Origin of the sequence: Qipengyuania rhodophyticola (genome assembly GCF_042493225.1) — a bacterium.
In the GTDB taxonomy this organism is placed as follows: domain Bacteria; phylum Pseudomonadota; class Alphaproteobacteria; order Sphingomonadales; family Sphingomonadaceae; genus Erythrobacter.
On the sequence record NZ_CP170454.1, the window covers coordinates 386,213 to 411,175 of the forward strand.

Sequence of the window (24,963 nt, forward strand, 5' to 3'; positions counted from 1 at the left end):
GTTGCTACTATTACGCAATCATAATGGATGGAGATAAGTGATGAAGACCGGCTTTCTGATTTTCCCTGGTGTGACCCAGCTCGATTTCACCGGACCGATCCAGATGATCAATCTGGTGCCTGGCATGGATGTCGATCTTGTCTGGAAGGATCTTGAACCGGTCCAGACCGATTCAGGGTTTTCCGTTAATCCGACTATGACGCTGAATGAAGCGCCGCAATACGACGTTATCCTGCTGCCGGGCGGACCGGGGCAGAGCCGGATCTTGCAGGACGATGCCTATCTCAATTTCGTTCGTAAACAGGCAGAGGGCGCGAAGTATGTTGTAGGCGTCTGCACGGGATCGATCACCCTCGCGAAAGCCGGTGTTCTCGAGGGGCTCAAGGCCAACAGCCACTGGGCTTACACGCAGCACCTTGGCGAATTCGGGGCCGAGTTCGTTGATGAACGCGTCGTCGTAGATGGCAAGTTCATCACCGGCGGCGGCGTTACGTCCGGTATGGATATTGCCCTTACGCTCATCAGCGAGATGGCGGGCGAGAATGCGGCGAAACTCATCCAGTTGCTCGTGGAATACGAACCAACTCCGCCCTTCCATGCGGGCCGCCCCGAACTGGCTGGCGAGCAGCTAACGCAAATGGCGCGTGTGATGATCCAGGCAAACGCGCCGAAGTTCCCCGAAAGCTCTTCATAATGGGAGCGACCGTTCTTGTTCTGGGCGGGGCCGGGGCAATGGGCCGCCACCTTTGCCAAGCCTTGGTCGGCATGGATTCTATCGGGCACATTAGAGTTGCCGGAATCGACGACCAGGCAGGACTGGAGTTCTGCAAGCATTTGGGGGGCAAGGCAGAGTACCGTTCTCTCGATGTGACTGACGAGGATCACCTGCTCCGCGCTCTTGGCGAAGTCGATGTCGTGGCGAACGCGACCGGACCTTTCTACAAGTTGGCCGGGCCTATCCTGCGAGCAGCCATTGCATCGGGTACACATTACGTTGACATCTGCGACGATGTTGAACCGACCCGTTCCATGCTTGCATTGCACGAAAAGGCGCAACGAGCCGGTATCACCGCAATCATCGGTATGGGCGCAAGCCCCGGCCTGACCAATCTTCTCGCGCGGATTGCAGTCGAACGCCTCGAAACCACGACGTCGCTCGTTACGACCTGGGACCTTCAAATGACCGTAACGGTCGATGACGGTTTTGCCGCGCCTTGGGACGCAGCACAGACACCGGCAGCGATAGTGCACTGGATGCATTGCTGTTCGGGCGATGTGCCCGTCACCCAGAACGGCCGCACTGTGGTTGTCCGGCCACTTGAGCCGACCGCACTACATTTTCTTGGCGGGAGGTCCGTCACCGGATGGTCCGTCGCGCATCCGGAACCGGTTACGCTGGCTGCCGCATATCCAGAGCTACACGAGTGCGCGAATTTCATGACGGGGCGTTCCGGGATCTTTGAGTTGCTCCGGCCTATCCGCGACCGGATCGATGGGGGTACTCTGACAATCGAGGGCGCGGCGGATCTGCTGGTTAGCGAATACAGACTAGGCGAACCCATAACGTTGGAAGCTGAGGCAGACAGACGCCGTAGCAGAGAATCTAAGGCGCCAGCGGTCGGTGCGATTGCCACGGGACTTATTGAGGGCACGCCGGCGACGGTCGTGGCTGAGATCGACGACCTGCCGCCGGGTGGTATGGGCGCATCCACAGGCATACCCGCAGCGATCGCGCTTCGCTTGATTGCCGACGGAGCGATTACAAGACGCGGCGTGTTCGCTCCGGAGGACATTATTTCTCCGGAATCGTTTTTCGAATGCTTCGCGACCTTTTGCGACAGTTCATCGTCGGATCTTGTTCGCGTGGAGGTCGGTCTGGAATGACTGAACTCTCGGCATCTATTCAGCAAACCCATGCAACGCTATATCACTATCCAATGGCGTGCTCGACGGCAGTGCGGATTGCCGCTGCGGAGGCGAAAATTGATCTTCGGATCGAACTGGTCGACGTCTACAGCAAAGATCTCCACACAGGCGGCTCGTTCTTCGCCATAAACCCGCTCGGTCAGGTGCCGACCCTTGTCTTGCCATCCGGCGAGATGGTAACTGAGAACGTTGCGGTCATGTATTGGATCGAGAATCAAAGAGGCGTCCAAGTCTCAGTTCAGACTGTGCGATGGCTGGCGTTTTGTGCGGCCGAACTTCATAAAGCGATCATCTGGCCGCTGGCGCGCGGCGAGCCAGATGAGAGGACACGTAAAACTCTCTTGGACCGTTTCACCATCGTGTCCGCGCACTTAAATGCGCATTTGGATGACAGGCGTTTCATCGCCACCGATCGCTGGAGCGTGGCCGACGCGTATTTGCTTTGGTGCGTCCGTCTATTCACCATGCTCGCGTTGGAAATGCCAGCTCGCTCTGCGGTCAACAGTTATGTCACAGGTTTGCGTGAGTGGGAGCATGTGTCGCAGATATTCGCAGAAGATGTGGCGCATCTGACAGACCTTCGCGCTGCGGTCCAGCCAAGCCAGATGCTTTCTAACCCGGTCTATTCGGAGACTGCGCCACTTCTCAAATTATAAGGTTTGGCCAACTAGCTAGCGCGCTTCTGTTCACACCAACGTCCGCAATTCATCCCCACTAGCGGACGCCAGTCACACTGAGGCTGGCGCCCGGCAGCGGTCAGATTTCGGTCTTCTCGGCGAGAGTGAGAGCATCTTCTATGTCGACACCGAGATATCGCACCGTGTTTTCGATCTTGGAGTGCCCGAGCAATATCTGGATTGCCCGGATATTGGCGGTGGCTCTGTAAATGATCGAAGCTTTCGTCCGGCGCAGCGAGTGGGTGCCGTACTCGTCGGCCCGCAAGCCCATAGCCTCAACCCACTCATCAACAAGCCTAGCGTATTGTCGCGTGCTCAGATGACGGGTGTGATCAACACGGCTGGGAAAGACATAGTCCACGACGTCACCTCCTCTGAGTTCCAGCCAGGCAAACAGGCTTGCACGCGCGTCTGATGCGATCTCAAACTGAACAGGCCGACCTGTCTTGCGCTGTGTGATTGTCGACCGCGTTCTGACTTCTGGACCACTAACCAAGTCACCGATCTTCAGCTCGACGAGGTCACAGCCTCGCAGTTTGCTATCTATCGCCAAGTCAAAGAGCGCTCGATCTCGAATGCGTTCTTCGCGATCCAGAAAGAGACGGATCGCCCAGATCTGCTTTTGGTTGAATGGTCGTTTTGGGCCGATCTTCGCGCCGAAGTTCCAAGACACACGGTTCTGAGCGGCAGGGTCAAACTGTGAGTAGGTCATTGTCATTCGCCCCGCCCGGAATGGTCTCGGAGAACGTCCGCTTTCAGGGACTAAGATCTCAGATGGCTACGTCTTGGACTAGGGCGCATTGCGGTCATTCTGCGATGGACTGAGCAGCGGCAGCCAGTCTTGCGATCTTGTACGAAGCGACAGCTAGCTCATCGATAGCAGCCCTCTGCTCGCCATCGGACTGACTGCAAGCAGTCAGCGCGAGGGTGCTGTGGTCCTCCATCAGCATTCCAATCTTGGCACAAAGCAGGCTGATTAGTTCTTGGTCGATGTTGTCCATATCTACCGCAATGCTCGAACGTCGCCACAAGTCCACTGGAATGAGCGAAAGCCGCCAGAAACCACTCGACTAGTTCGGCCATTCGAGATCCATGCAGTCATGGATATCGAAGACAGGATCGCGGCCATCGAGGAAATGACACCGACAGAATTACGTGCGGCTTGGCGTGATGCGAATGGGATCCCAGCGCCTCCTGCTCTAGGCCTTGCTCTAATAAAAAGAGCCCTAGCGGCTCGCTTGCAGGAACCCGAGGCTGGCAAACTCACTCAAGTCGAGCTCCGACAGCTCGGTGCACTTGGTCGAAAAGACGAGCATCGTAAAGAAGGTCGGGTTTCGACCGAAGCCAAGCCCGGCACTTGGCTCTCGCGAACATGGCATGGCGAAGTTCATGAGGTGGTCGTTTTGGAGAGCGGATGCGAGTATCGCGGGCAGACATTTGGATCACTGAGCGCAGTCGCGTCTCATATCACTGGAGCCAAATGGTCAGGTCCACGCTTCTTTGGACTGAGCAGCCCACGGCTGGGCGAGCTAAAGGTGGCGGCCAATGGCTAAGCCTAAAAACAAGCTCCGCTGCGCCATCTACACCCGCAAATCCACTGATGAAGGCTTGGACAAGGACTTCAACAGCCTCGATGCTCAACGTGAGGCGTGCGCAGCTTATGTACTTAGCCAGCAACACGAGGGCTGGACGCTCCTGCCCGAATTTTATGACGACGGTGGCCACTCAGGTGGCACGCTGGAACGCCCAGCCCTGCAGCAACTTCTAGCAGATGTTCAGGCAGCCAAGATCGACGTGGTGGTCGTTTACAAGATCGATCGGCTCACGCGCAGCCTCGCGGACTTTGCCAAGATCGTCGATGTGCTTGACGAGGCGGAGGCATCCTTTGTCAGTGTAACCCAAGCATTCTCGACTACCAGTTCGATGGGACGACTAACGCTCAACGTGCTTTTGTCCTTCGCGCAGTTTGAACGCGAGGTGGGCGCAGAGCGGATCCGAGACAAAATCGCTGCATCCAAAGCCAAAGGCATGTGGATGGGTGGGAGCGTCCCACTTGGATACAAGGCCGTCGATCGAAAGCTCGTCGTCATTCCGAAGGAAGCTGAGACTGTCCGTGAGATCATGCGCCGCTATCTCGAAGCGGACTCGATCAGAGCACTTGTTGGCGAACTCAGACGCGACGGCATTGTCAGTAAGCGGTATGTGTCGAAAAGAGGCAACGCAAAGGGTGGTAATCCATTCAAGCGCGGATCGTTAACCTGGCTCCTGTCCAATCCGCTCTATGTCGGCGAGGTCCGGCACAAGGATAAGACCTATCCCGGTCAACATGACGCTATCGTCGACCAGGAGACGTTCGATTCAATCCAAAGGAAGCTCAAGGCGCGCGGCTCATCCGGATCAGCGGCAGGCCCAAAACGGCGCTTGGCATTGCTGGCAGGCATGATCCGTGATGACCGCGGTCGTCCTATGTCTCCAACCCACACCAAAAACCACGGTCGGCGCTACACTTACTATGCCTCGAACATGAATGATGATTCCGATGCGCCCGCGCTTCGCCTTCCTGCGGGTGAGATTGAACAGGCTGTACGCCGTGCTGTCGCGAGGTGGTTGAGGACAGATACCAATGTTCGGGAGCTGATGACATCGAAGCAGGCCAATGAGAAGCAAAGGGCTTTCGAGAATGCCGAACAACTTGCGGCTGATGTCGAGCATTTGGCTGTGAGCAATGCAAGCGAAGTCCTCTCCCGAATAGCCTTGAGCGTCGCGGTTGGCGAAAACGGGATAAGCGGATCGTTCGAGCCCGCTACTGCATTAGGGATCTCGGAAAACGATGAAGGCACCCCGATCAAAGCGCACTTCAAGATCCCGTTCGAACGACAGAACTATGGTCACGAGCCTCGCCTGCGATTGCAGCCAGCAGAGCCTGATCGGGTCGCAAAAGACGATCGGCTTGTTGAGTTGCTCGGTCGGGCGTTTGCCGCAAATGAGGAACTTCTCCAAATGGATGAGGTGACAGCTGGGACGATCAAAACTACCAAGCTGCGTCATCTCCAACGACTTGCAAGACTTAGCTATCTCGATCCCACGATCATCCGCAGCATCCTGAATGGCACCCAACCCAAGGGCCTTAGCGCCCGGAGCCTTTGGCGAATGGGCGACTTGCCAATCCGCTTCGCTGATCAGCGCGACGCGCTGGGCTTCTCGCACTCCTGAAATTTGGCAAGTAGGTCACCAAATCGACCACGGAGAACTTCGCCCATTTATGGAACGATTTGGTAGGTCATTACGTCTCTGCCGTCGGCACAGCGAGCAGACAAGCCTGCAAAGCCCCGGAACTACGGGCACAATTTCAGCCGCCTCGGCAGAGACGACAGAAACCGATGTTCGAAGAAAATGGATGGTGAGCCCTGCTGGGTTCGAACCAGCGACCTACTGATTAAAAGTCAGTTGCTCTACCGACTGAGCTAAGGGCCCACACATGGCATGGAATCGCGCCGCTGTGAGCGCTGCCGGAGCGCGCTCACTTAGATAGGGGCTGCGGGCGGGTCAAGCGCGCATTGAGCTGCGCAAGAGAAAGTCTGCTGATCGGGTCGCGCCAATGGGGCGTGATTGCGCTTGCTGGGCCCAGGACAAATGGCCTCTCGCGCAAACCGGGATGCGGTATTTGCAAGCCGAGTTCGTCATAAATCCCCCCGCTCCACAGCGCGATATCAAGGTCCAGCACGCGGGCGCGCCAGGCCTGGCCAGAGCGCTTGCGGCCAAACTGCGTCTCTATGTCCTGCAACATCGCCAGCATTGCTCGCGGGGTGAACGGAGCGGCGACAACAGCGGCGGCATTGGCAAATTCACGGGCGGAGGGGCCGATGGGCCTGCTGCGAATGATCGGCGAGAGCGCGCAGATCTCCGCGCCCGCATTTTCGATATGGCCGCATGCCGCGCGCACAATCTGGCGGGGAGTGCCAAAGCGGGGGCTGCGCATATTGCTTCCCAGAGCGATCAGATAATGGTGAGTGCCGCTCAATTGTTGTCGCTTAGATATCTTCGCAGAGTCGGCCATAGAGCTGCGGGCGGCGATCGCGGAAGAAGCCCATACCCGCTCGGTGCCTGGCCGCTTCGTCTAGGTCTAGCGTTGCGACTAGCAAGCCTTCCTCTTCTGCGCCAAATTCGCAGATCATGTCGCCCCATTCATTGGTGATGAAGCTGTGCCCGTAGAAGCTCTGCTCGCCCTCTGTGCCGATGCGGTTTGCTGCGATCACCGGCATACAGTTGGAGACTGCATGGCCTTGCATTGCGCGCCGCCACATCCGGCTGGTGTCGAGCTCTGCGTCGTAAGGCTCAGAGCCGATGGCCGTGGGGTAGAGCAGCATTTCCGCGCCCATCAGTGCCATCGCGCGGGCTGCCTCCGGATACCATTGGTCCCAACAAATTCCGACGCCAATTCTTGCGCCCGCGACGTCCCAAACTTTGAAGCCATCATTGCCGGGGCGGAAATAGAATTTCTCTTCATAACCCGGTCCATCGGGAATGTGGCTCTTGCGGTAAGTGCCCATCACATCGCCATTCGCGTCGATCATCGCGACGGTGTTGTAATAATGATGGCCATCGCGTTCGAAGAAGCTGGTGGGAATCGCGATTTTGAGCTTCGCAGCAAGCTTACGCATCGCAATGACTGAAGGGTGCTCCAGCGTTGGCCGCGCGAGCGCGAACAGCGCCTCGTCTTCTTTCTGGCAGAAGTATGGCCCGGAAAAGAGCTCCGGCGGCAGGACTATCTCCGCGCCGCGCGCAAAGGCCTGCTCCACCAGCTCGCCGACTGCGGCTATGTTGTCAGCCTCGTCATCGCTACCCAAGGGCAGCTGGAGGGCGGCAATGGTTACCTCGCGCATATGCCGCCCTTTAGCGCTTAACCGGCTTTTTTGAAGAGCAGCGTCATGCGGTCAGTCTCACCAATCGCTGTATGCTCAGCGATCTCTTCTTCAGACTGGCTACCGAAACCAAACGATGGTGGTAGCGTCCACACCCCGCCTTCCCAATTGGCGGGATCTTTCGGGTTGGCGTTCACTTCGGATGTGTCCACCAATTCAAAGCCGTTCGCTTCGAAAAATGCGACCATCTCGTCCTGTTTAAGATAGCCGGCATTGCCATCGACATATTCATCTGGCGCATCGGCCTTGGCGCGGTGTTGCACCACGCCAAGCATTCCATCATCCTTGAGCGTATCGCGCAGCGCCGCAATCTCGCTTTCGTCAATGTCCCAGCGTTTGAGATTGTGCATCATTCGGATCATCAGAATGCGGTCGACTGTCCCATCAAGCTCGTCTGGAACGGCATTGCCCGGATAAAAGGGCAACTTCTCGGCCGGGATGCCGAGCGCTTCCGATTGCGAGGCAGAGAAAGTCTCTCCGCCCTCGCGCACGCGCGCGACAAAGTCTTCACCCAGGCTGATAGCAGCCTCTGCCGGAAAGCTAACCGCGATATATTGGCCATTCTCAGCCACATAAGGCGCGAGGATACGGGTGTACCATCCGCCGCCGGGAGCATATTCGATGATCGTCTGGTCCGGCGCGAGCTGGAAGAAAGCCAGCGTCTCTGCCGGATTGCGATACTGGTCGCGCTCGCGATCCTCAGCGCGGAGGTCGGATGCAAGTACCTCGTCCAACACAACATCGCTTGCGGCGCTTTCTTCGCCCGCGGGCTCTTCAACCTCCGCCTGCGAACAGCCGGTAGCCATCGCCAGCGCTGCCAGCGGTGCGATCACGTGAGTCAGTTTGCGCATTGTATCCCTCCAATTATGTTCCAGCTCAGTTTGTTCAGTCCGCTTTCTTAAACAGCAGCGTCATCCGGTCACTCTCGCCAATTGCGAGATATTTTTCACGGTCTTGCTCTCCGTAACGCAGTACAGGAGGGAGCGTCCAAACGCCGCCTTCCCAATTGGCCGGGTCTTTTGGGTTGGCGTTGATTTCAGACGAGGAAACCAGCTCAAAGCCAGCTGCTTTGAAAATAGCAAGCACACGCTCGGTTGGCATATAGCCCGGCGCAGGCGCATAATCGTCAAAGCTGGCACCCTCTGGTGCGCGGTGCTGCACCACGCCGACCATGCCGTCATCTGCCAGCATGTTGCGCACTGTACCCAGAACCGCATCTGCAACATTGCCATTAGCAAGACCGTGCATTGACCGGAAAATCATCACGCGGTCGACAGTGCCCAACATTTCCTCCGGCACCTCATCGGTTTCAAAGGCCATCACTTCATCGGCTTCCATACCCATCGCCTCCGCGAGGTCAGCCTTGAACCGCTCAGTCCACCCTTTTGCACGGGCCTCTTGCAGGCGGTTGCGATAGGTCCGCCCATCACTGTCTTGATTGATCGCGATATATTCGCCGCTTCCCATCACATAAGGCGCGAGGACGCGGGTGTACCATCCGCCGCCTGGGCCATATTCGACCACGGTTTGATCAGGCTCAACCTGAAAGAAGGCCAGTGTTTCTGCCGGATTGCGGTATTGATCGCGGGCGCGGTCATCATCACGGCGCTCGTGCGCGAGCACTTCTGCAAGATCAGCAGAATGCGCGCCGTGGCCATCGGCCAGAGCAGGAGCGGCGGTGAATGCGAGTGGAAGAGCAGCGGCAGCAAGAAGTAACGAACGCATATCTAAAGAGCCTTTCGTAAAGGCCCGTTGGCGCGGCGGCCAAGGGGCTGTGGAGCAACTGGAAATTTCTATCGCCTATGCGCCGCCCGATGACAAGCAGGCTGCGCATCCCTATCTGCCAATGCAAAGGAGATATCGATGAGCGATCAAGCGATTGGAACCCAGCAGGCAATTATTGCGGGCGGATGCTTTTGGTGCACTGAGGCGGTGATGAATGATGTCATCGGTGTGAGTGCAGTTGAGAGCGGTTATATCGGCGGCGACACCGCTGACCCGACGTATAAGGAAATCTGCACCGGCACGACCGGCCATGCCGAGGCTGTGCGTGTGACGTTTGACCCTTCGGTGATTTCCTATGCCGAATTGCTCGACGTGTTCATGGGCACGCATGATCCGACTCAGCTTAACCGTCAGGGTAATGATGTCGGCACGCAATATCGCAGTGCGATCTTCCCATTGGATGACGCGCAGCGAAGCGAGGCTGAGGCGGCGATTGCGCGCTGGAACACTGACAATTCTGGCGAGGCAGTGACGACCATTGAAGGCCCAGCGACATGGTATTCGGCGGAGGGCTACCATCAGGAATATTGGGAGGGTGATGGTCAGCGAAACCCCTATTGCCTCGCGACAATCCCGCCCAAGCTGATGAAGCTTCGCAAGAGCTTTCAAAGCAAGGTCAAGGCAGACGCATAAGGGCCAATGTCCAACGCCCCGACAAAATCCTTCACGCATACCCATGTGCTGAAGGAGAATGGTACAGTCGAGTTTCGCTGTTCCGCCGACAGCGAGGCATGGCCTTGGCTGAAGCTCCCCGTTCATCATCCCACCGCCGTGCAAGCGGTACATTTCTGGGCCAGTGTTGGTGCATCGATCGCTGCAGGTACTTTCGACACTGAAAAGTGGAGCGCGTTGACGTGGACACAATGGGAGATTGGCGAACGTGATGCTGGACAGCCAGTGCGCGGGCGGATGGTGCGGCTCGAAGCGCAGAATGGCAAGCGGGATGAGACAGGCGAACGGCTTGGTTATCAATTGGCGATGTTCGATGCCGAAGACCGGCTCGCATATGAGGTTGAAGGGAAGGGCGTTATTTTCCGCACTCGCGATTTTCCGGCTTGGCGCTCAGAGGCGAAATCCAAAGCTGGGATAAGCGGCGGCGAGAAGGCTTTTGCTTATGCCCCTTCCGCATTGGCAGGCATAGAGGAGTTCGGGGTGCCGTTGCTATCGCCTTTGCAAGGTCGAGCGGCGCCTCGTGCTGACGCGCTGATCACGGCGGAAAATGGCTTGCCCCCAGGCCATCCGTATTTGGATGGGTCAGGCGATCATGTGAACTCCACCCATTTGTCTGAGGCTGCGACGCAATTCCTGTCGCTATGCCGCGAAGGTGCGCCGTTTCGCGTGACCGGCGGCGAGATGCGCTTTACCCATTATGTTGAGCTGGGCGTGCCTTTTACGATTGAACAGGCTGAGAAGAGTGAGGGCGCGATGGCCATGCAAATCACGCAGAATGATACGCCGTGCTGCATCGCCTCTTTGCGGTTTGAGAAGCTTTAGGGCTTTACCCAGCGCCCGATAAAGAACCCGTCCAGCCCGCCGTAATCGGGCAGCATGCCGGGGTGTGTGCGCAGATGGCCTTCTGCTGTGGGTTCGAGGCCTGGTGGGATATCCTCGCTTTGGATCGGTAGCGGTTTGAGGTCGAAATTCTCGTTGATCCATGCCGCTTGCTCTTCGCCTTCTTCGCGCTCCAGCGAGCATACGGCATAGACTAATGCGCCGCCCGGTTTCAGCCATTCGGACGCGCGGATGATCAGTTCGCGTTGCAGATCCGCCATATGCTCAATCTGGCGGGGACCAATCCGGTGGAGCACATCGGGGTGGCGGCGGCATGTGCCTGTCGCGGTGCAGGGCGCATCAAGTAGGATCGCGTCAAACGCATGCTTCGGCTCCCAACTCAGGGCATCGGCGCGAACTGGGCTCGCCTTCAACCCTGTTCGTTTCAGATTGTCCTTGAGCAGATCAAGCCGCCGTTTTGAATTGTCGAGCGCTGTTACGTTCCAGCCTTGCGCAGCCAGCTGCATAGTCTTGCCGCCGGGGGCAGCGCATAGATCAAGTGCGTGCTTTCCCTCGCCTAGGCCGAGTAGCTTTGCTGGCAATGTCGCCGCGAGATCCTGAACCCACCATGCGCCATCTGCAAAGCCGCTGAGCTTTTCGACTGCCTCGCCGCGCGACAAGCGGACATGGCCTGCAGTAATACTGTCGCCACTGAGTTGACCAGCCCAATGCTGCGTCTCGCCGTGATCGCGCAAGCTCAGATCAAGCGGTGGCGGTTCGGCAAGGCCGCGCGCAATTGTGGGCGTCATCTCACCCCAACGCGCGGCCACAGCCTCGGGCAGGGTCGGCACTTCGGGCAGTTTTGCCGCTTGCTTATCAAGGGTTGAGAAGACCCCGTGAGCCAGTCTGCGCGGACCCCCAGACAGCAGCGGCAGGCATGTCGCGATCACCGCATGCGGCGGGGTTTCCAGCCTTAGCCATTGTGCGAGCATCAGGCGCAGCACCATACGCGCCTTTGCATCATGGGGCAGCGGCTTCTTGGTTGCGCTATCAATCAGCGCATCGAGATCAACGAGCCAGCGCAAAGTCTCGCTGACAATCGCCCGCGCCAGAGCCTTGTCGGCGGGCTTGCGAATATCGCGTGTCGCCGGGCCAAAGGCCTGATCCAGCGTCTCTCCGCGCCGAAAGACCGCATCAAGAAGCCGCAAAGCAGAGCGGCGCGCATAAATTCCGGAAGGTTGAGCCATCCACCTGCCCCTAGCGACAGTTGAAACCAATCGCCAGCGTGCGCATTATAGAGATATGACTGAACGAGCGACCCGCCGCCCTGATGGCTTTGCCAAGCCTGCTCATTGGACCAATGATCCGCCGCCTAAACCCAAGGCGGTTGACCCTGAAAAGGATGAGCCGCGCGATCTTTCGCCCACCCGTTATGGCGATTGGGAGAAGGACGGCATCGCCTGGGATTTTTGAGAAGGTGAAGTGTTTAGAGAGCCGGAAAGTCTCGGCTGCGTAGCAGCCGCAAGGGCGACTGCCCGCCCGCAGCGATGCGACCTTTAGGTCGCATGAGCGAGGAAATCGCACCCACGGAGGTGGGTGCGCAAGTCAAAGACTCTTAAAACTCACCTTCAGCCCATCTTTGGGCATAGGGATTGGCCAGGGCTGCCACTTGGGCTTGTAGCCTTCTTCCATCTCGACGCGGTACCGGCTCAGCACTTGCGCGGCCAAAATCTTGATCTGCATATAAGCAAAGTGAAGCCCGATACACATATGCGCGCCGCCGCCAAATGGCGTCCAAGCATATTTGTGCCGCGTCTTCACCTTGTCCGGCGTAAAGCGCATCGGATCAAAGGTCTCGGGGCTGTCCCAATACTCTTCTGAGTGGTGGACATAGTGAATATTGATACCCACCAATTGCCCCGCTGGGATCCGATATCCGCCATATTCAAATTCGCGCAGCGCGCGGCGCGGCATGGAGGGCACTGGCGGGATCAGGCGCAGCGTTTCCTTGAAGAACATATCGGTCAGTTCAAGCTTGCCCAGATCATCATAGCTCAGCGGACGCGGGTTGCCGCCTGCATCCAGCCCGCCAGTCACCGCGAGAATTTCCTGCCGGACCTTCTCTTGCCACTCTGGGTTCTTGGCGAATTGAAACATCATCGATGTCGCGCTGGACGTGATTGTGTCATGCGCGGCCATCATGAGGAAGTTCATGTGGTCGACCACCTCGTCGACCGGTAATAGCGATCCATCCTCGCGCGTTGCGGTCGCAAATTGGCTGAACATGTCCTGCCCGCCGCCGGTCTCGCGGCGCTTGTGTGTTTCCTTAGTGAAGAAATCGACGAGGAACGCGCGCCCATCGACCCCGCGCTTCATCTTGGTGAAGGGCAATGGCTTGCGCACTGGCGCGACCGAGGCCTGAACCATGTCAATAAAGGCAGTGTTGATCTGGTCGGCCTCTGGCCCCCACGGAATGCCGATGAAGCTGTCAGCAGCGAGATCGAGCGTAAGCTGCTTGATCACAGGCCAAAATTGTAGCTCTTGGTCCGACCACTGTGCCGCCCGATCTGCAATGCCGCGATTGAGCGCATCACAATAATGGCGCATCGGCTCGGGCTTAAAAGCGATAGACAAAGCGCGGCGGTCGGCCCGGTGATGGTCAAAGTCGAGCAGCATCAGCCCGCGCGGAAACAGCTGATCCAAAACCGGACCCCAGCCTTGCTCTGACGAAAAGTTCTTGCCCCGGTCGAACAGCAAGAGCTCGTTTGCGTCTGCACCCACCAGCGCAACGTTCCACCCGCCAAAGGCCATGTTCTTGTAAACAGGGCCGTATTTCTCGACCATCCCTTTCGCAAAGCCATGCGGATCGGCCAGCATTTTGAAAGTGTTGCCGACCAGCGGCCAGCCTGCCTCGCCCGGGATATGCGCCAGATCCGCGTCGGTGGGATTGCCCTCGGACCAATGCCGGGGCTTATCGAGGGTGGATGAATCGGGTGCTAGCGTAGCCATTTGAGCTCCTTACTAACTAAGATGTAAGTAAATCGTTGCTTAGGGGTCAAGGTTTGATCCAGCCCGATAGCTCGCGGCGAATGAGATGCTCCAGCATATCCATCCCAGCGTCACTATCATTGAGGCAGGAAAGCGCAGCGAATTGCTCGCCGCCTGCTTCTTCAAACTGCTCGCAGCCTTCCATCCCCAGCTCTTCCAACGTCTCCAGGCAATCAGCGGAAAATCCAGGCGCGGCAATCGCAAGGCGCTTTGTGCCAGTCGACGCTTCTTCTTTAAGCACCGTGTCCGTCGCGGGCTCAAGCCATTTGGCCGGGCCAAAGCGTGATTGAAAACTCGTGCGGAACCGCAGGCCGGACCGCGCAAGCTTCGCCTGCAAGAGCCGCGAGGTTTTCTGGCAATGACAATGATAAGGATCGCCCAGCTCCAGAGTGCGCTGCGGCATTCCGTGAAAGCTCAGCACCAGCACTTCGGGCTCAAAATCGAGCGCACCCAGCTGCCGATCAATGTCGCTTGCGAGCGCATCAATGTAAGCGCTGTCATCATGATATGGCGGCAAGGTCCGCAAGCTCGCCTGCCAGCGCATTCCGCCCAAAGTTTCGCCCACCTTGTCCATCACTGTTGCGGTCGTCGCGCCGGAATATTGCGGATAGAGCGGCGCAATCAGAATACGCTCGCATCCCGCGTCTTTCATTGCCTGCAAACGCTCTGGAATGGATGGCTGGCCATAGCGCATGGCCCAGTCGACTATCACGCCGCCGCCAATGCGCTCTTGCAGCAGCTCTGCTTGTCGCTTGGTGATTGCCGCTAGCGGAGAGCCGTCCTCGCTCCATACCTTAGCGTAGGCGGCTGCGCTCTTTTGGGGGCGGGTATTGAGGATGATCCCGCGCAGGATCGGCTGCCACGCAATCGGCGGGATTTCGACCACGCGGCGATCAGAAAGGAACTCCGCGAGATAGCGCTTCACCGACTTGCGATCCGGGGCGTCGGGCGTGCCCAAATTGACCACCAGAACACCGATGCCGCCGCTCTTCACTGGCGGGTGGTCGCCCGGCAATTGTTGTTCCTGCCAAGTCATGCTGGTTCGGCTGCTTCCTGATCATTTGGTGCAGTATCGTCAGGCGAGGCTGCAGGCTCTTCAGATTGTTCGACGCCTTCAGGCCCCGATTGTTCCCCACCGCCTTCTGTTTCTTCCTGGGGCTCGGCCTCATTCAGCATGCCTGAGTCAAACAGAGGCAGCGACTGGAGACGTTCACCGTTAAGAGCAAAGAACGCATTGGCAATTGCAGGCGGTGCGACTGCTACACCAAGCTCACCGGGGTCAAAGGGAGGCGCATCGCTCGCGATCAGATCGACCGTGACTTCCGGCGCATTGGCAAGCGTTGGTATGTTCATGCCTGCTAGCCTCGATGGATCTGGCTGACCATTCTGCCAAACCGCGCTTGAGCCCATGGCGAGGCCAACACCGAATAAGAGCCCGCCTTCGATTTGCTGGCGTGCGAGATCAAGATTCACGATCCGTCCAATGTCGGCCACCGCGTGCAAGCTGCTGACTTGAGGTCGCCCTTCGACCATGCGCACCCGCGCGACGCAGGCGATGTATCCATCGCTGGACCAGCTATTTGCGCTTGGCGTCTCCATACGGAGCATAGCGATGCCTTGTCCTGTGCCGGGGCGGCCGCCATCCCATCCACCAAGCTGCGCGGCGCGGCGCAGGGCAATAGCCATGCGTTGATCATCGCCCAGCATCGCAATGCGATAGAGCAGCGGGTCGCGGCCTAGCCCATGCGCGAGCTCATCAACGAAGCATTCATTCGCGAAAGCGGTGTAGCCATAGGCATTTCCGCGCAACCTTCCTGTAGGCAGAAATAGCTCAACTGGTACGTGATCAACCGAGACATTGGGGATGGCATAAGGCGGCACTGCGCCTTCGCAGGCAAGCGCATCCAGCTTGCCAGTGGCGTTTCGAATGGCGGCCTCAGGCGTGTTGTTGTTGAACAGACGATAGCCAAATTCAAATGTGCCGGGAGGGCAAGCAATACGCGTTTGCCAGTGCTCCGGTGTGCGCTGTTCGCCCGGGGCCAGTTTGGCTGCAAGCTGAATGACTACTGGCATGCGCGGGGGGAGCGATTTCATCTCTTCAGCGCGCGACCAGGTGAGCTGCACTGGCTGGCCCAATTGCTCAGCTATTTGCGCGACTTCAATGGCGTGGGTCTTTTCAAGCCGCGCATCAAAGCTTCCGCCAGCTGCGACCGGATAAAGCACCACATCATCGATGCTGATACCGATAGCGTCTGCAGCCGCCGCTCTTGCGGCCTCTGGCGCTTGAGATGCGATCCATAAATGAAGCTTACCCTCAGTGTAATGCGCGGTGGCGCAGCTTGTCTCAATGCTCGCATGATGCGCGCTCGCGATGCTGTAGGCGCGGGCCATTGTGGGCGCGCCAACTAAGCCGTCTGGCTCGCCAATTTCGTGGACGCGTTGAGCCTCGCCCTCGCTCAGCGCATCATCCATCTGTTCGTCAATTGTTATGCTGCTGACTGCGCCAGGACCGGAGAAACGCGGGCGCAGCGCCTTGCAACCTTGCTCTGCCTGCCACCAGTTTTCGGCAACAACAGCGATCCAGCGTTTGGCTTTGATGATGCTGGCGACACCGGGCACTTTCGCGGCTGCTTCTTCGTCAAAGCGTGCCAATTCCGGCTGGCCAATGGGGCCATGGCGCACTGAGGCATAGAGCATGCCGGGCAAGCGAATGTCAGCGGCAAAGGTGAGGCTGCCATCGACCTTGGCGGGCAAATCGAGGCGCGGAAATGCGGTTAGTGTTTCGCCAGTGAACTCGCGCGGATCTTCCGCTGGGGCGCTGGGCCGCAAGGGCGGCGGGTCAGGCGGCGTCATTTGCGCAGCAACCGCCGCGAGCTCACCAAAGCGGGCTTGTTTCTCACCATGCCGCACTAGCCCAGCCGAGATGACGATTTCTTCCCAAGCCACGCCCCATTCCTGCGCGGCGGCCATGGCCATCATCGCCCGCGCAGTAGCTCCAGCTTCGCGGCAATCAGCTTCATAGGCCTCAAGTGATAGGCCCTCTGCGGTCGCTGTGAAGCGATTGCGCCGGGCAAAGCGTTCGGGCAGCCAACCATCGGGCTGGCCCGCGAGATCGGGAGCAATGGACCAGAGCGGAGCCCATTTTGCGGCCAGCGGGATGTTGGGCTGCGCTCCGCTTGGCGGGGCAGGAACAATAGCAATCTGCCGCCAATCCGCCCCCATTTCTGTGGCGATAATTTGCGGCAGAAGGGTTGTGACCCCTTGCCCCATTTCAAGCTGAGGGACAGCGATAGTGACCACGCCGTCTGTGCCAACGGTCAGCCAAGCACCGAAGCCTTCCTCACCCTCACTAGGGGCTAGTGGCGGATCATAGCTGCGCGGCCAAGCCCACCATGCCACCAGCAGGCCCCCGCCCGCTGCAGCGCCGGTGAGCAATTGCCTGCGTGAAACTTTTGGGAGGGAGGATCGGCTTTTGGTCATGCCCTCTCTCTTATCCACCCTGCTAGCTGGCTTGCTATAGCTTTGAACGGTTCGGCAATGGCGCTCTCTTCGCTCGCCACTGGCTGGCCCGCGTCGCTGCCTTCCCGAATTTTCATATTGAGCGGAATGCGTCCCAGAAATGGCAATTCAAGGCGCTCGGCTGCGGTTTCGACGCCGCCTGCGCCAAATGGGTCTGAGTGCTCGCCGCAATGCGGGCAGGCATAGCCTGACATATTCTCAACAAGGCCGATGATTGGCACATCCGCCTGATCAAACAATTGCCCTGCGCGGGCCGCGTCAATCAGTGCAAGATCCTGCGGAGTGGAGACGAGGATCGCGCCTGCTGGTTTGAATTTTTGCAGCATAGTCAGCTGCACATCGCCAGTGCCCGGCGGCAAATCCACCAGCAAGACCTCGGCATTGTCCCAATGCGCATCAATCAATTGCGTCAAGGCATTGCCCGCCATCGGGCCGCGCCAGGCGATTGCTTTGCCTTGTTCGACCAGCTGGCCCATCGACAGCACCGGAATGCCATGGCGGCTGGGCACTGGCACCAGTTTATTGTCGCGCGCCTCGGGCCGCTGGCCGCTATTGCCGAGAATCATCGGCTGTGACGGACCATAAATATCGGCATCGACCAGACCGACTTTTAGGCCCAGCTCTTTCAAGGCCACCGCGAGATTCGCGGTCAGCGTTGATTTGCCAACGCCGCCTTTGCCCGAGCCAATAGCGATGATGTGCCGGGCCTTGCGCTCGGCGGTCATCGCGACGCGCACATCGCTTATTCTCTCCTGCGCGCCAAGAATATCAGTGACTGCCAGCTCCAGATCTTTGCGTCCGCCCGCGCCCAACTCACTCACATCAAGCACGACGGTGGCGGTACCATCTGTAAATTTGGCCGAGCTCACCCGGCTCGCAATCGAGGCGGGAAGGAGTGCTTTTAGATCATCAGAAGTCATCATGAATGCGGTGAAACATCAAAAAGGACCCCGCAACCCCTGTTTTTCCCCGAAAGGCCACCTATAACAACAATTATGAGATGGATCGAGCAGTTCGCACAAAAGTTCAGGTCACGTTTTGAGGGGTTGGCAATGGCTGGCAAAAACCCTTGGGGCTCTTCCAATGGAGGAGGCTCCGATGGCGGCGATGACGCTTCCGGGTCCGAATCGCCGAGTGGCGACAAAGGCAGCGATAAGGGTAACGGACCTAAGAACCCGTGGCTTCCAACCGGCTCTGGCAAGGGCTCTCGTCGCTCGGCCAATATTGAAGATATCTTCAAGAACCGCGGGCCAGAAGGCCCACGGCGCGGCGGAGGCGGCCCACGCGGACCGAACTTCCGCCTTCCCGAGCTGCCCGGCGGCAAAAGCTGGACGCCTCTTTTGATTGTCGGCGGACTGGTCGCGTGGTTCCTGTTTACTGGCGTGCACTTTGTTCAGCCACGCCAGCAAGGCATTGTGACTACCTTCGGCAAATTCAGCCATACGCTTAATCCGGGCACGAACTTTACGGTGCCCTGGCCCGTCCAAAGCGTTGATATTGAGAATGTCAGTCAGATCCGCCGCGAATCGATTCCTGACGGCACGGCGGAAAAGCTGATCCTGACTGGCGATCAAAACCTCGTTGATCTGAGCTACATCGTGCGTTGGAACATTAAGGATCTGGGGCAATTCCGCTTCCAGCTCGCCGATCCGACTGCGACTGTTCGCGAAGTAGCAGAGGCTGCAATGCGTGCCTCAGTTGCTGAGCAGGAGCTCGACCGCGTGCTGTCTGGTGCTGGCCGGGCAGAAATCGAAGGTGCGGTGCGTGAGCGGATGCAGAATATTCTCGACGCGTACCAAGCAGGCGTCGCGGTGCAGGGTGTCGAAATCGACAAGACTGACCCGCCGACCCGCGTGATTGATGCGTTTAAGGACGTCTCGGCAGCGGAACAGGATGCGGATGCGGCCGAAAACCGTGCGCGCGCATATGCGCAGCAAATCTTGGCGCGTGCACAAGGTGATGCAGGCGCGTTTGACCGGATTTACGCAGAGTATCGCTTGGCGCCAGAAGTGACCCGGCGCCGGCTCTATTATGAGACCATGGAAAGCGTGCTCTCGAAAACTGACAAGACTGTCGTCGAAACGCAGGGCGTTACGCCATATCTGCCGCTGCCGGAGATTCGGAGGCGCTCGCAGCAATCGCAGGCGGTGACCCCACCTGAAACTTCGCAAGGGGGCAATTAAGATGGAACAGATCTGGGAAAACCATAAAATGACCCTGATCGCGATCTTTGGCGCGATCCTTGTGGCCATGGCCTTCATCATCGTCGTGCCAGAAGACAAGCAAGCGGTGATCATCCAGACTGGTAAGCCGGTCTCAATCGTCAATCGCTATCAGCCGGATGTCGCCTTTGGCGAGACCGGAGCAGGTATCTGGTACCGGATCCCGCTGATCCAGTCGGTTCAATATATTGACCGGCGTGTGCAGAACCTGGACATGGAGCCGCAGCAGATCCTCTCAAATGATCAGCAGCGCCTGCAAGTTGATGCCTATGCGCGTTTCCGCATTATTGACCCGGTTGAAATGGTCGAAAGCGCGGGTACGGAAGAAAACGTCAAGACACAGCTTTCGCCAATTCTCTCTTCCGTCATCCGACAAGAGTTGGGCCGTTTGCCATTTGCTTCGCTGATCAACACGGAGCGGAGCGCGGCTATGGCCAACATTCGCACCGCGCTTGACCGGCAGGCTCGCCAATATGGTGCGCAGATCATCGACGTGCGGATTAAGCGGGCCGACTTGCCTGACGGTGCGCCGCTCGATGCGGCCTTCACCCGGATGCAGACCGACCGTCAGGAAGAAGCAGCGACGATCCGTGCTCGGGGTCAACGCAATGCGCAGATTATCCGTGCTGACGCAGAAGCAGAAGCCGCACGTACCTATGCGACGGCTTACGGCAAAGATCCGGAGTTCTATGATTTCTATCGCGCGATGGAGAGTTATCGGCGGACGTTCGAAAATGGCGAAGCGGAAAGTTCAGTGATTCTGTCGCCTGAGAATGAATATCTGCGCCAATTCCGCGGTCGCCGTTAAGCGCTGTTGATCGCTTGGTGTTGACCGTTTGTGGAGGAGCACGTGTAGCGTTCAAATACCGTTCAGACGGTGACGCTTGTAATCGTAGGGCATCCGAAATGGCTGGCCTCGCGTAACTAAGCGTATAGGCTTACCGAATAGCATGACGAGGATATGCCTTGAACAAGAATGATATGAGTAGACAACGAGAGGACGTGAAACCTGTGCGATATGCTTATGGATTGACGAGCGCGCTGCTAATCGGCGGCGCTGCACTTTCGCTTACCACCGGGCAACCGGCTGGCGCGCAAACCGCGCAAAATGACGAGGCACGCATGAGCAGTGTGGTGCCCCGCGCAGGTGCACCATCGAGCTTTGCCGATCTTACGGCGCAATTGCAGCCTTCGGTCGTCAATATCTCGACGCGCCAGCGCATCGAAGTGCGTAGCCGCAACCCGTTTTCCGGCACGCCTTTTGAGGGGCTTTTCAACCGTCGCCGGGGCCAGAACCAACCCAGCCAACCGCAATTCCGCGAAGGGCAATCGCTGGGCTCAGGCTTTATCATTTCGGCTGATGGCTATGTCGTGACCAACAATCACGTGGTTAGCCCGAATGGGCGCGGGACGGTTGAGGAAATCACCGTGACCATGCCCGATGGTACTGAGTACGAAGCAGAACTGGTGGGTGCCGATGCGCAATCTGACCTGGCCGTGCTCAAAATCAGCCGCGGCGAGGCGTTTCCTTTCGTGAAATTCGGCGATTCCAGTCAAGCCCGTCCAGGCGACTGGGTAATGGCAATCGGCAACCCATTCGGCCTCGGCGGCACTGTGACCAGCGGGATCGTTTCGGCGGTCTATCGTAACACCGGACAGGGCGGCGCGTATGACCGCTATATTCAAACCGATGCCAGCATTAACCGGGGCAATTCGGGCGGTCCGCTGTTCGATATGCAAGGCAATGTTATCGGTATTAACAATGCGATTTTCTCGCCTTCGGGCGGCAGTGTCGGCATCGGCTTCGCCATTCCGGCAGAGATCGCAGAGCCGATTGTGAGCCAGCTTCGCGATGGTGAAGAGATCCAGCGCGGCTTTCTCGGCGTATCGATCCAGCCAGTCGACGATGATCTTGCCGATTCGCTCGGTCTCGCTCGCAATCGCGGCGAGATTGTCCAAGTGGTTCAGCCTGATCAAGCCGCAGCGGATGCTGGCATCCGTGAAGGTGACATTATTCTAAAGATCAACAATCAGGATGTGACACCTGAGCAAACGCTCTCATTTCTCGTTGCTAATATCGCGCCGGGCACACGGATTCCGATTGAGTTACTGCGCGATGGAGAGCGTCGCCGCGTGACCGCAACCATCGGCAAGCGTCCAAGCGCTGAAGAGCTACGTCGTCAGCAAATGTTCAATCCGGATAGCGAACCAGAGCCGGACATGGATGAGGGCGGCAGTGACCTGATCGCCGAACGTCTTGGTCTACAAGTTGTGGCGCTTACACCGCAAATTGCGCGTCAGCTGGGTGCGGATGAAGACACCGAAGGTCTCGCGGTTGGCATTGTTGATCCGAATTCGGACGCAGCACGCAAGCGTGTGCAGCGCGGCGACATTATTCTGAGCGTCAATTACCAATCGATCAGCTCGATTGCGGAGCTCGAAGAAGCGGTAACAAGCGCTGACGCTGACAACCGTGACGCCCTGCTGCTGCGTGTGCAAAGCCGCAGTGGGCCTGCACGCTATGTTGCTGTAAGACTGCGCTAAGCAGAGCGCCAACTAGGCGATCATACATATCTGAAGATCGAGAGCCTCGCCCCTAACCGGGCGGGGTTTTCTTTTGGCGGCTTGGGTGAGGATACGCTTTGACGGTTCACCGACGCCTTATTGATCACCTTCTGGATCAGCAGCGCCGCCAGTTGCTTGCTCAAGGAAGTCATCGCTCGCCGCTTGATCGTCCTCCGGCACAGCGTCGCCCACCGGGGCGGGCGGCGTATCAGGCGCTAGCGGCGGCGTGCTATTTGGGCGTTCGCCATCTACGCCAAATGGATCGTCGCGAGGCTCATCCGGGCGTCCTGGCTCAACCAGATTGCCCTGCTCATCGATGAAATAGTAATCGTCCGGATTACCAAACAGATACTCATCATCTGGCTCCAATTGCCATTCTGGCAAGTTCAATTCGGTGTCGAACTCCTCGACCTGACGATCCTTTACAGCAACGCGCATATAGGCCGCAAACGCGCGGGCGGGCGCGGTGCCACCTTGCAAACCGCCAACGCGGGCGTTGTCATCGCGGCCCATCCAGACGCCCGTTGTCACGCCGCTGGAAAAGCCCACAAAATACCCGTCCTTATTGGAGTTGGTAGTGCCGGTCTTGCCCGCAACGGGGCGGCCGATCTGAGCAGCTCGGCCCGTGCCAGTGTTGACAGCAGTTTGCAGAAGGTCAGTGATCCCCGCCGCAACATAGTCAGGCACAAGCTGGCTGGGGTCCTTCTTCTCGCGCTCATAAATCGTCTCACCGCTCGCCGTGGTGACTTTGACAATCCCGTAAGGCTCAACCGATTTGCCCTTTGCGGAAATGGCTGAGAAAGCGCGGGTCATATCGATCAAACGGGTTTCTGACGTGCCCAGCACCATGGACGGGTAGGTTTTGACAGGTGTCGTGATGCCAAAGCGCCGAGCCATCGAGGCAACAGTGCCAAAGCCGACTTCATTGCCCAATTGCGCCGCGACAGTGTTGATCGAATAGGCGAAGGCAGTGCGCAAATTAGTCTCGCCAACATTGCGGCCATTGGAATTGCGCGGGGTCCACCCATCAATCGTGACCGGTGTGTCGACCACGCGGTCGCCTGGCGTATATCCCGCCTCTAGCGCGGCCAGATAGACGAAGAGCTTGAAGGCGGAGCCGGGTTGGCGCCTGGCATCGGTAGCACGGTTATAGCTCGTCTCGACGTAGTCTGTGCCGCCGATCAGCGCGAGCACCGCACCGTCACGGTCGAGGCTGACGAGAGCCCCTTGCGCGCCATCGGGAGTGTTAGATTGGATCGAGGCGGTCGCGGCGCGCTGCATGCCCGGATCCAGCGTGGTCCAGACCTCGATCGGCTCGAATGTTTCAGGCAGCAGCAGGTCAAGTTGAGGCAGGGCCCAGTCGGTGAAATAGCGAACCGAGTTGGTGCCCACGTCTTTCTTGAGATTGACCGTCGAAACATCGACTGAGGCTTGATCAGCGGTGATCCGTCCTTGCTCTTCCATCAGGCGAAGCACGGTTGCGGCGCGCGCCACGGCCTTGCCGACATCAGCGGTGGGGGAATAGCGGCTTGGCGCTTTGACAAGGCCGGCAATAATTGCGGCTTCGGCTACCGATAGCTCGCGCGCGGGATGGCTGAAGAATTTGCGGCTTGCACTGTCAATTCCATATGCCCCGCCGCCAAAATAGACCTTGTTGAGATACAGCTCGAGGATCTGTTCCTTCGAGAACTTCATCTCCAGCGCCATAGCAAGCACTGCCTCGCGCATTTTGCGGTCAAAGGTGCGGTTGGAGTTGAGGAACACATTGCGCGCCAATTGCTGGCTGATGGTGGACGTCGCCCCTAGCCGCTTGTCACTGGTGCCCCAGACATAGACCGCGCGCGCGAGGCCAATCGGATCAACACCGAAATGCGAATAGAAACGGCGATCCTCAACTGAGATCATCGCATCTTTCATCACCTTCGGGATTTCATCATGCTCGAGCCACTGGCCAAAGCTGGGGCCCAGCTCGACCAGCTCGCTGCCATCGCGGGCACGCACGACTATTGTTTGTCCGGTTTGGGAGGCCTTCAGCTGATAATAGCTGGGCAAGGAGCGGGCCGCAAAAGCTACCGCTAGTGCAAGGAAGATTATACCGAGTAAGGCAGCGCCGCCGCCCCAAAAGAACATTCGGCGGATCCATAAGCGCCAGCCTGTGCGCTCGCCTCCTCCTCCTCCGCGTGAGGACTTACGTTTGCTCTTGCTGGATTTTTGACGCGCCTGTTCCTCGGCAGCGCGCCTGCGCCCACCGCGTTTCTGAATTTGATTACGTCTGTTTCCGGCCAACTCAACCCACCCTGTAAGCGCCCACCGTCATGCCTATAATATTTGTAACATGCGGTGAACGGTTACGCCTCCGTAATCCCCCAGACAGAGAGCTCTATGCAGGCGGCTAGGCCTTGTCTTCCGCCTCGAAATCAAGGCTGGCACTGTTTATGCAATAGCGCAGACCGCCTGCTTCGGGTGGTCCATCGGGAAAGACATGGCCGAGGTGGCTGCCGCAATTAGAGCAGGTCACCTCAGTGCGGATCATTCCGTGAGAGGTGTCGCGATGCTCCGCCACGGCTTCGCCTTCGGCAGGAGCCGTAAATGCTGGCCAGCCGCAGCCGCTATTATATTTGGCGCTGCTATCGAACAGCTTATGCCCGCAAGCGCCGCAGTGATACTCGCCGTCCTCGTAGAATTTGTCATATTTGCCCGTGAAGGGCCGCTCAGTGCCCGCCTCGCGCAGCACATGGTATTGCTCTGGGCTGAGTTTGTTACGCCAATCAGCGTCAGTGAGGTCTTTTGGGTCAGACATCTCGCTCT

Annotated in this window: 24 protein-coding genes and 1 tRNA gene; 11 read left to right on the forward strand and 14 right to left on the reverse strand. The window is 58.2% G+C overall.

Annotated features, from left to right (window positions below; genetic code table 11):
- Positions 1-40: 40 nt before the first annotated feature.
- Genes ACFCXQ_RS01695 through ACFCXQ_RS01705 form a run of 3 tightly spaced genes read left to right on the forward strand, consistent with a single transcriptional unit; the run spans position 41 to position 2,582 of the window.
- Positions 41-694 carry a DJ-1/PfpI family protein gene (locus tag ACFCXQ_RS01695; protein ID WP_379552463.1) on the forward strand — a complete coding sequence of 218 codons (654 nt, stop codon included), beginning with the start codon at positions 41-43 and terminating at the stop codon, positions 692-694.
- The gene (locus tag ACFCXQ_RS01700; protein WP_379552465.1) at positions 694-1,884 is read left to right on the forward strand and encodes a saccharopine dehydrogenase family protein; all 1,191 of its coding nucleotides are present in this window, start codon (positions 694-696) and stop codon (positions 1,882-1,884) included. Before ACFCXQ_RS01695 ends, ACFCXQ_RS01700 begins: the two co-directional genes overlap by 1 nt.
- Positions 1,881-2,582: a hypothetical protein gene (locus tag ACFCXQ_RS01705; protein ID WP_379552467.1), complete on the forward strand. Its 702-nt coding sequence runs from the start codon at positions 1,881-1,883 to the stop codon at positions 2,580-2,582. The genes ACFCXQ_RS01700 and ACFCXQ_RS01705 overlap by 4 nt, the downstream gene beginning before the upstream one ends.
- Positions 2,583-2,682: 100 nt before the next feature.
- Here the strand turns inward: ACFCXQ_RS01705 and ACFCXQ_RS01710 are convergent, their stop codons facing one another.
- Complete coding sequence (locus ACFCXQ_RS01710; RefSeq protein WP_379552469.1) at positions 2,683-3,315, reverse strand: tyrosine-type recombinase/integrase; 633 nt, start codon at positions 3,313-3,315, stop codon at positions 2,683-2,685.
- Between the two features lie 94 nt (positions 3,316-3,409).
- On the reverse strand, positions 3,410-3,604 hold the full coding sequence (locus ACFCXQ_RS01715; RefSeq protein WP_379552471.1) for a hypothetical protein: 195 nt from the start codon (positions 3,602-3,604) through the stop codon (positions 3,410-3,412).
- Positions 3,605-3,703: 99 nt separating this feature from the next.
- On the opposite strand from ACFCXQ_RS01715, the gene ACFCXQ_RS01720 reads away from it, so the two are divergent.
- Complete coding sequence (locus ACFCXQ_RS01720) at positions 3,704-4,156, forward strand: DUF2924 domain-containing protein (protein ID WP_379552473.1); 453 nt, start codon at positions 3,704-3,706, stop codon at positions 4,154-4,156.
- Positions 4,149-5,816 (forward strand): recombinase family protein, encoded by a 1,668-nt coding sequence (locus tag ACFCXQ_RS01725; protein ID WP_379552475.1) that lies wholly within the window; start codon positions 4,149-4,151, stop codon positions 5,814-5,816. The genes ACFCXQ_RS01720 and ACFCXQ_RS01725 overlap by 8 nt, the downstream gene beginning before the upstream one ends.
- 185 nt (positions 5,817-6,001) lie before the next feature.
- Here the strand turns inward: ACFCXQ_RS01725 and ACFCXQ_RS01730 are convergent.
- The 5 genes from ACFCXQ_RS01730 to ACFCXQ_RS01750 form a co-directional block, all read right to left on the reverse strand.
- Positions 6,002-6,077: transfer RNA gene (locus ACFCXQ_RS01730), tRNA-Lys, on the reverse strand.
- A gap of 46 nt (positions 6,078-6,123) precedes the next feature.
- Positions 6,124-6,624 (reverse strand): 2-amino-4-hydroxy-6-hydroxymethyldihydropteridine diphosphokinase, encoded by a 501-nt coding sequence (gene folK, locus ACFCXQ_RS01735; protein ID WP_379552477.1) that lies wholly within the window; start codon positions 6,622-6,624, stop codon positions 6,124-6,126.
- Between the two features lie 10 nt (positions 6,625-6,634).
- Entirely contained in the window at positions 6,635-7,486 is an 852-nt protein-coding gene (gene aguB / locus ACFCXQ_RS01740; protein WP_379552479.1) for an N-carbamoylputrescine amidase, read from the reverse strand.
- Positions 7,487-7,503: 17 nt separating this feature from the next.
- Entirely contained in the window at positions 7,504-8,376 is an 873-nt protein-coding gene (locus ACFCXQ_RS01745; protein WP_379552481.1) for a class I SAM-dependent methyltransferase, read from the reverse strand.
- 34 nt (positions 8,377-8,410) lie between these two features.
- Positions 8,411-9,250 carry a class I SAM-dependent methyltransferase gene (locus ACFCXQ_RS01750; protein ID WP_379552483.1) on the reverse strand — a complete coding sequence of 280 codons (840 nt, stop codon included), beginning with the start codon at positions 9,248-9,250 and terminating at the stop codon, positions 8,411-8,413.
- Between the two features lie 138 nt (positions 9,251-9,388).
- Here ACFCXQ_RS01750 and msrA point away from each other — a divergent pair, with 138 nt between their 5' ends.
- Both msrA and ACFCXQ_RS01760 read left to right on the forward strand, forming a co-directional pair.
- The gene (gene msrA, locus ACFCXQ_RS01755; protein WP_379552485.1) at positions 9,389-9,943 is read left to right on the forward strand and encodes a peptide-methionine (S)-S-oxide reductase MsrA; all 555 of its coding nucleotides are present in this window, start codon (positions 9,389-9,391) and stop codon (positions 9,941-9,943) included.
- Positions 9,944-9,949: 6 nt separating this feature from the next.
- Positions 9,950-10,804 (forward strand): hypothetical protein, encoded by an 855-nt coding sequence (locus tag ACFCXQ_RS01760; RefSeq protein WP_379552486.1) that lies wholly within the window; start codon positions 9,950-9,952, stop codon positions 10,802-10,804.
- On the opposite strand, the gene ACFCXQ_RS01765 is transcribed toward ACFCXQ_RS01760, so the two are convergent.
- Positions 10,801-12,048, reverse strand: a complete 1,248-nt coding sequence (locus ACFCXQ_RS01765; protein ID WP_379552488.1) for an RsmB/NOP family class I SAM-dependent RNA methyltransferase — start codon at positions 12,046-12,048, stop codon at positions 10,801-10,803. The two genes, ACFCXQ_RS01760 and ACFCXQ_RS01765, sit on opposite strands and share 4 nt — an antisense overlap.
- 55 nt (positions 12,049-12,103) lie before the next feature.
- Between ACFCXQ_RS01765 and ACFCXQ_RS01770 the strand changes: the two genes are divergently transcribed.
- Positions 12,104-12,274, forward strand: coding sequence for a DUF1674 domain-containing protein (locus ACFCXQ_RS01770; RefSeq protein ID WP_379552490.1), 171 nt, complete (start codon positions 12,104-12,106; stop codon positions 12,272-12,274).
- A gap of 132 nt (positions 12,275-12,406) precedes the next feature.
- Here ACFCXQ_RS01770 and ACFCXQ_RS01775 read toward each other — a convergent pair whose 3' ends face one another.
- The 4 genes from ACFCXQ_RS01775 to ACFCXQ_RS01800 are packed head-to-tail and all read right to left on the reverse strand — an operon-like array spanning position 12,407 to position 18,288.
- Positions 12,407-13,810, reverse strand: coding sequence for a cytochrome P450 (locus ACFCXQ_RS01775; protein WP_379552492.1), 1,404 nt, complete (start codon positions 13,808-13,810; stop codon positions 12,407-12,409).
- A 46-nt stretch (positions 13,811-13,856) separates the two neighbouring features.
- Positions 13,857-14,885, reverse strand: coding sequence for a ferrochelatase (gene hemH / locus ACFCXQ_RS01780; protein ID WP_379552494.1), 1,029 nt, complete (start codon positions 14,883-14,885; stop codon positions 13,857-13,859).
- Positions 14,882-17,329 carry a molybdopterin cofactor-binding domain-containing protein gene (locus ACFCXQ_RS14695; RefSeq protein WP_425589437.1) on the reverse strand — a complete coding sequence of 816 codons (2,448 nt, stop codon included), beginning with the start codon at positions 17,327-17,329 and terminating at the stop codon, positions 14,882-14,884. Before ACFCXQ_RS14695 ends, hemH begins: the two co-directional genes overlap by 4 nt.
- On the reverse strand, positions 17,326-18,288 hold the full coding sequence (locus ACFCXQ_RS01800; protein WP_379554506.1) for an Mrp/NBP35 family ATP-binding protein: 963 nt from the start codon (positions 18,286-18,288) through the stop codon (positions 17,326-17,328). Before ACFCXQ_RS01800 ends, ACFCXQ_RS14695 begins: the two co-directional genes overlap by 4 nt.
- Before the next feature lie 132 nt (positions 18,289-18,420).
- Between ACFCXQ_RS01800 and hflK the strand changes: the two genes are divergently transcribed.
- From hflK to ACFCXQ_RS01815, 3 genes are all read left to right on the forward strand, one after another.
- The gene (gene hflK / locus ACFCXQ_RS01805) at positions 18,421-19,551 is read left to right on the forward strand and encodes a protease modulator HflK (protein WP_379552496.1); all 1,131 of its coding nucleotides are present in this window, start codon (positions 18,421-18,423) and stop codon (positions 19,549-19,551) included.
- 1 nt (position 19,552) lies between these two features.
- Complete coding sequence (gene hflC, locus ACFCXQ_RS01810) at positions 19,553-20,398, forward strand: protease modulator HflC (RefSeq protein ID WP_379552498.1); 846 nt, start codon at positions 19,553-19,555, stop codon at positions 20,396-20,398.
- Positions 20,399-20,571: 173 nt separating this feature from the next.
- On the forward strand, positions 20,572-22,134 hold the full coding sequence (locus tag ACFCXQ_RS01815) for a Do family serine endopeptidase (protein ID WP_379552500.1): 1,563 nt from the start codon (positions 20,572-20,574) through the stop codon (positions 22,132-22,134).
- Between the two features lie 117 nt (positions 22,135-22,251).
- Here ACFCXQ_RS01815 and ACFCXQ_RS01820 read toward each other — a convergent pair whose 3' ends face one another.
- Positions 22,252-24,285, reverse strand: a complete 2,034-nt coding sequence (locus ACFCXQ_RS01820) for a transglycosylase domain-containing protein (protein ID WP_379552502.1) — start codon at positions 24,283-24,285, stop codon at positions 22,252-22,254.
- 262 nt (positions 24,286-24,547) lie between these two features.
- Positions 24,548-24,955, reverse strand: a complete 408-nt coding sequence (gene msrB / locus ACFCXQ_RS01825) for a peptide-methionine (R)-S-oxide reductase MsrB (protein WP_379552504.1) — start codon at positions 24,953-24,955, stop codon at positions 24,548-24,550.
- Positions 24,956-24,963: the final 8 nt, after the last annotated feature.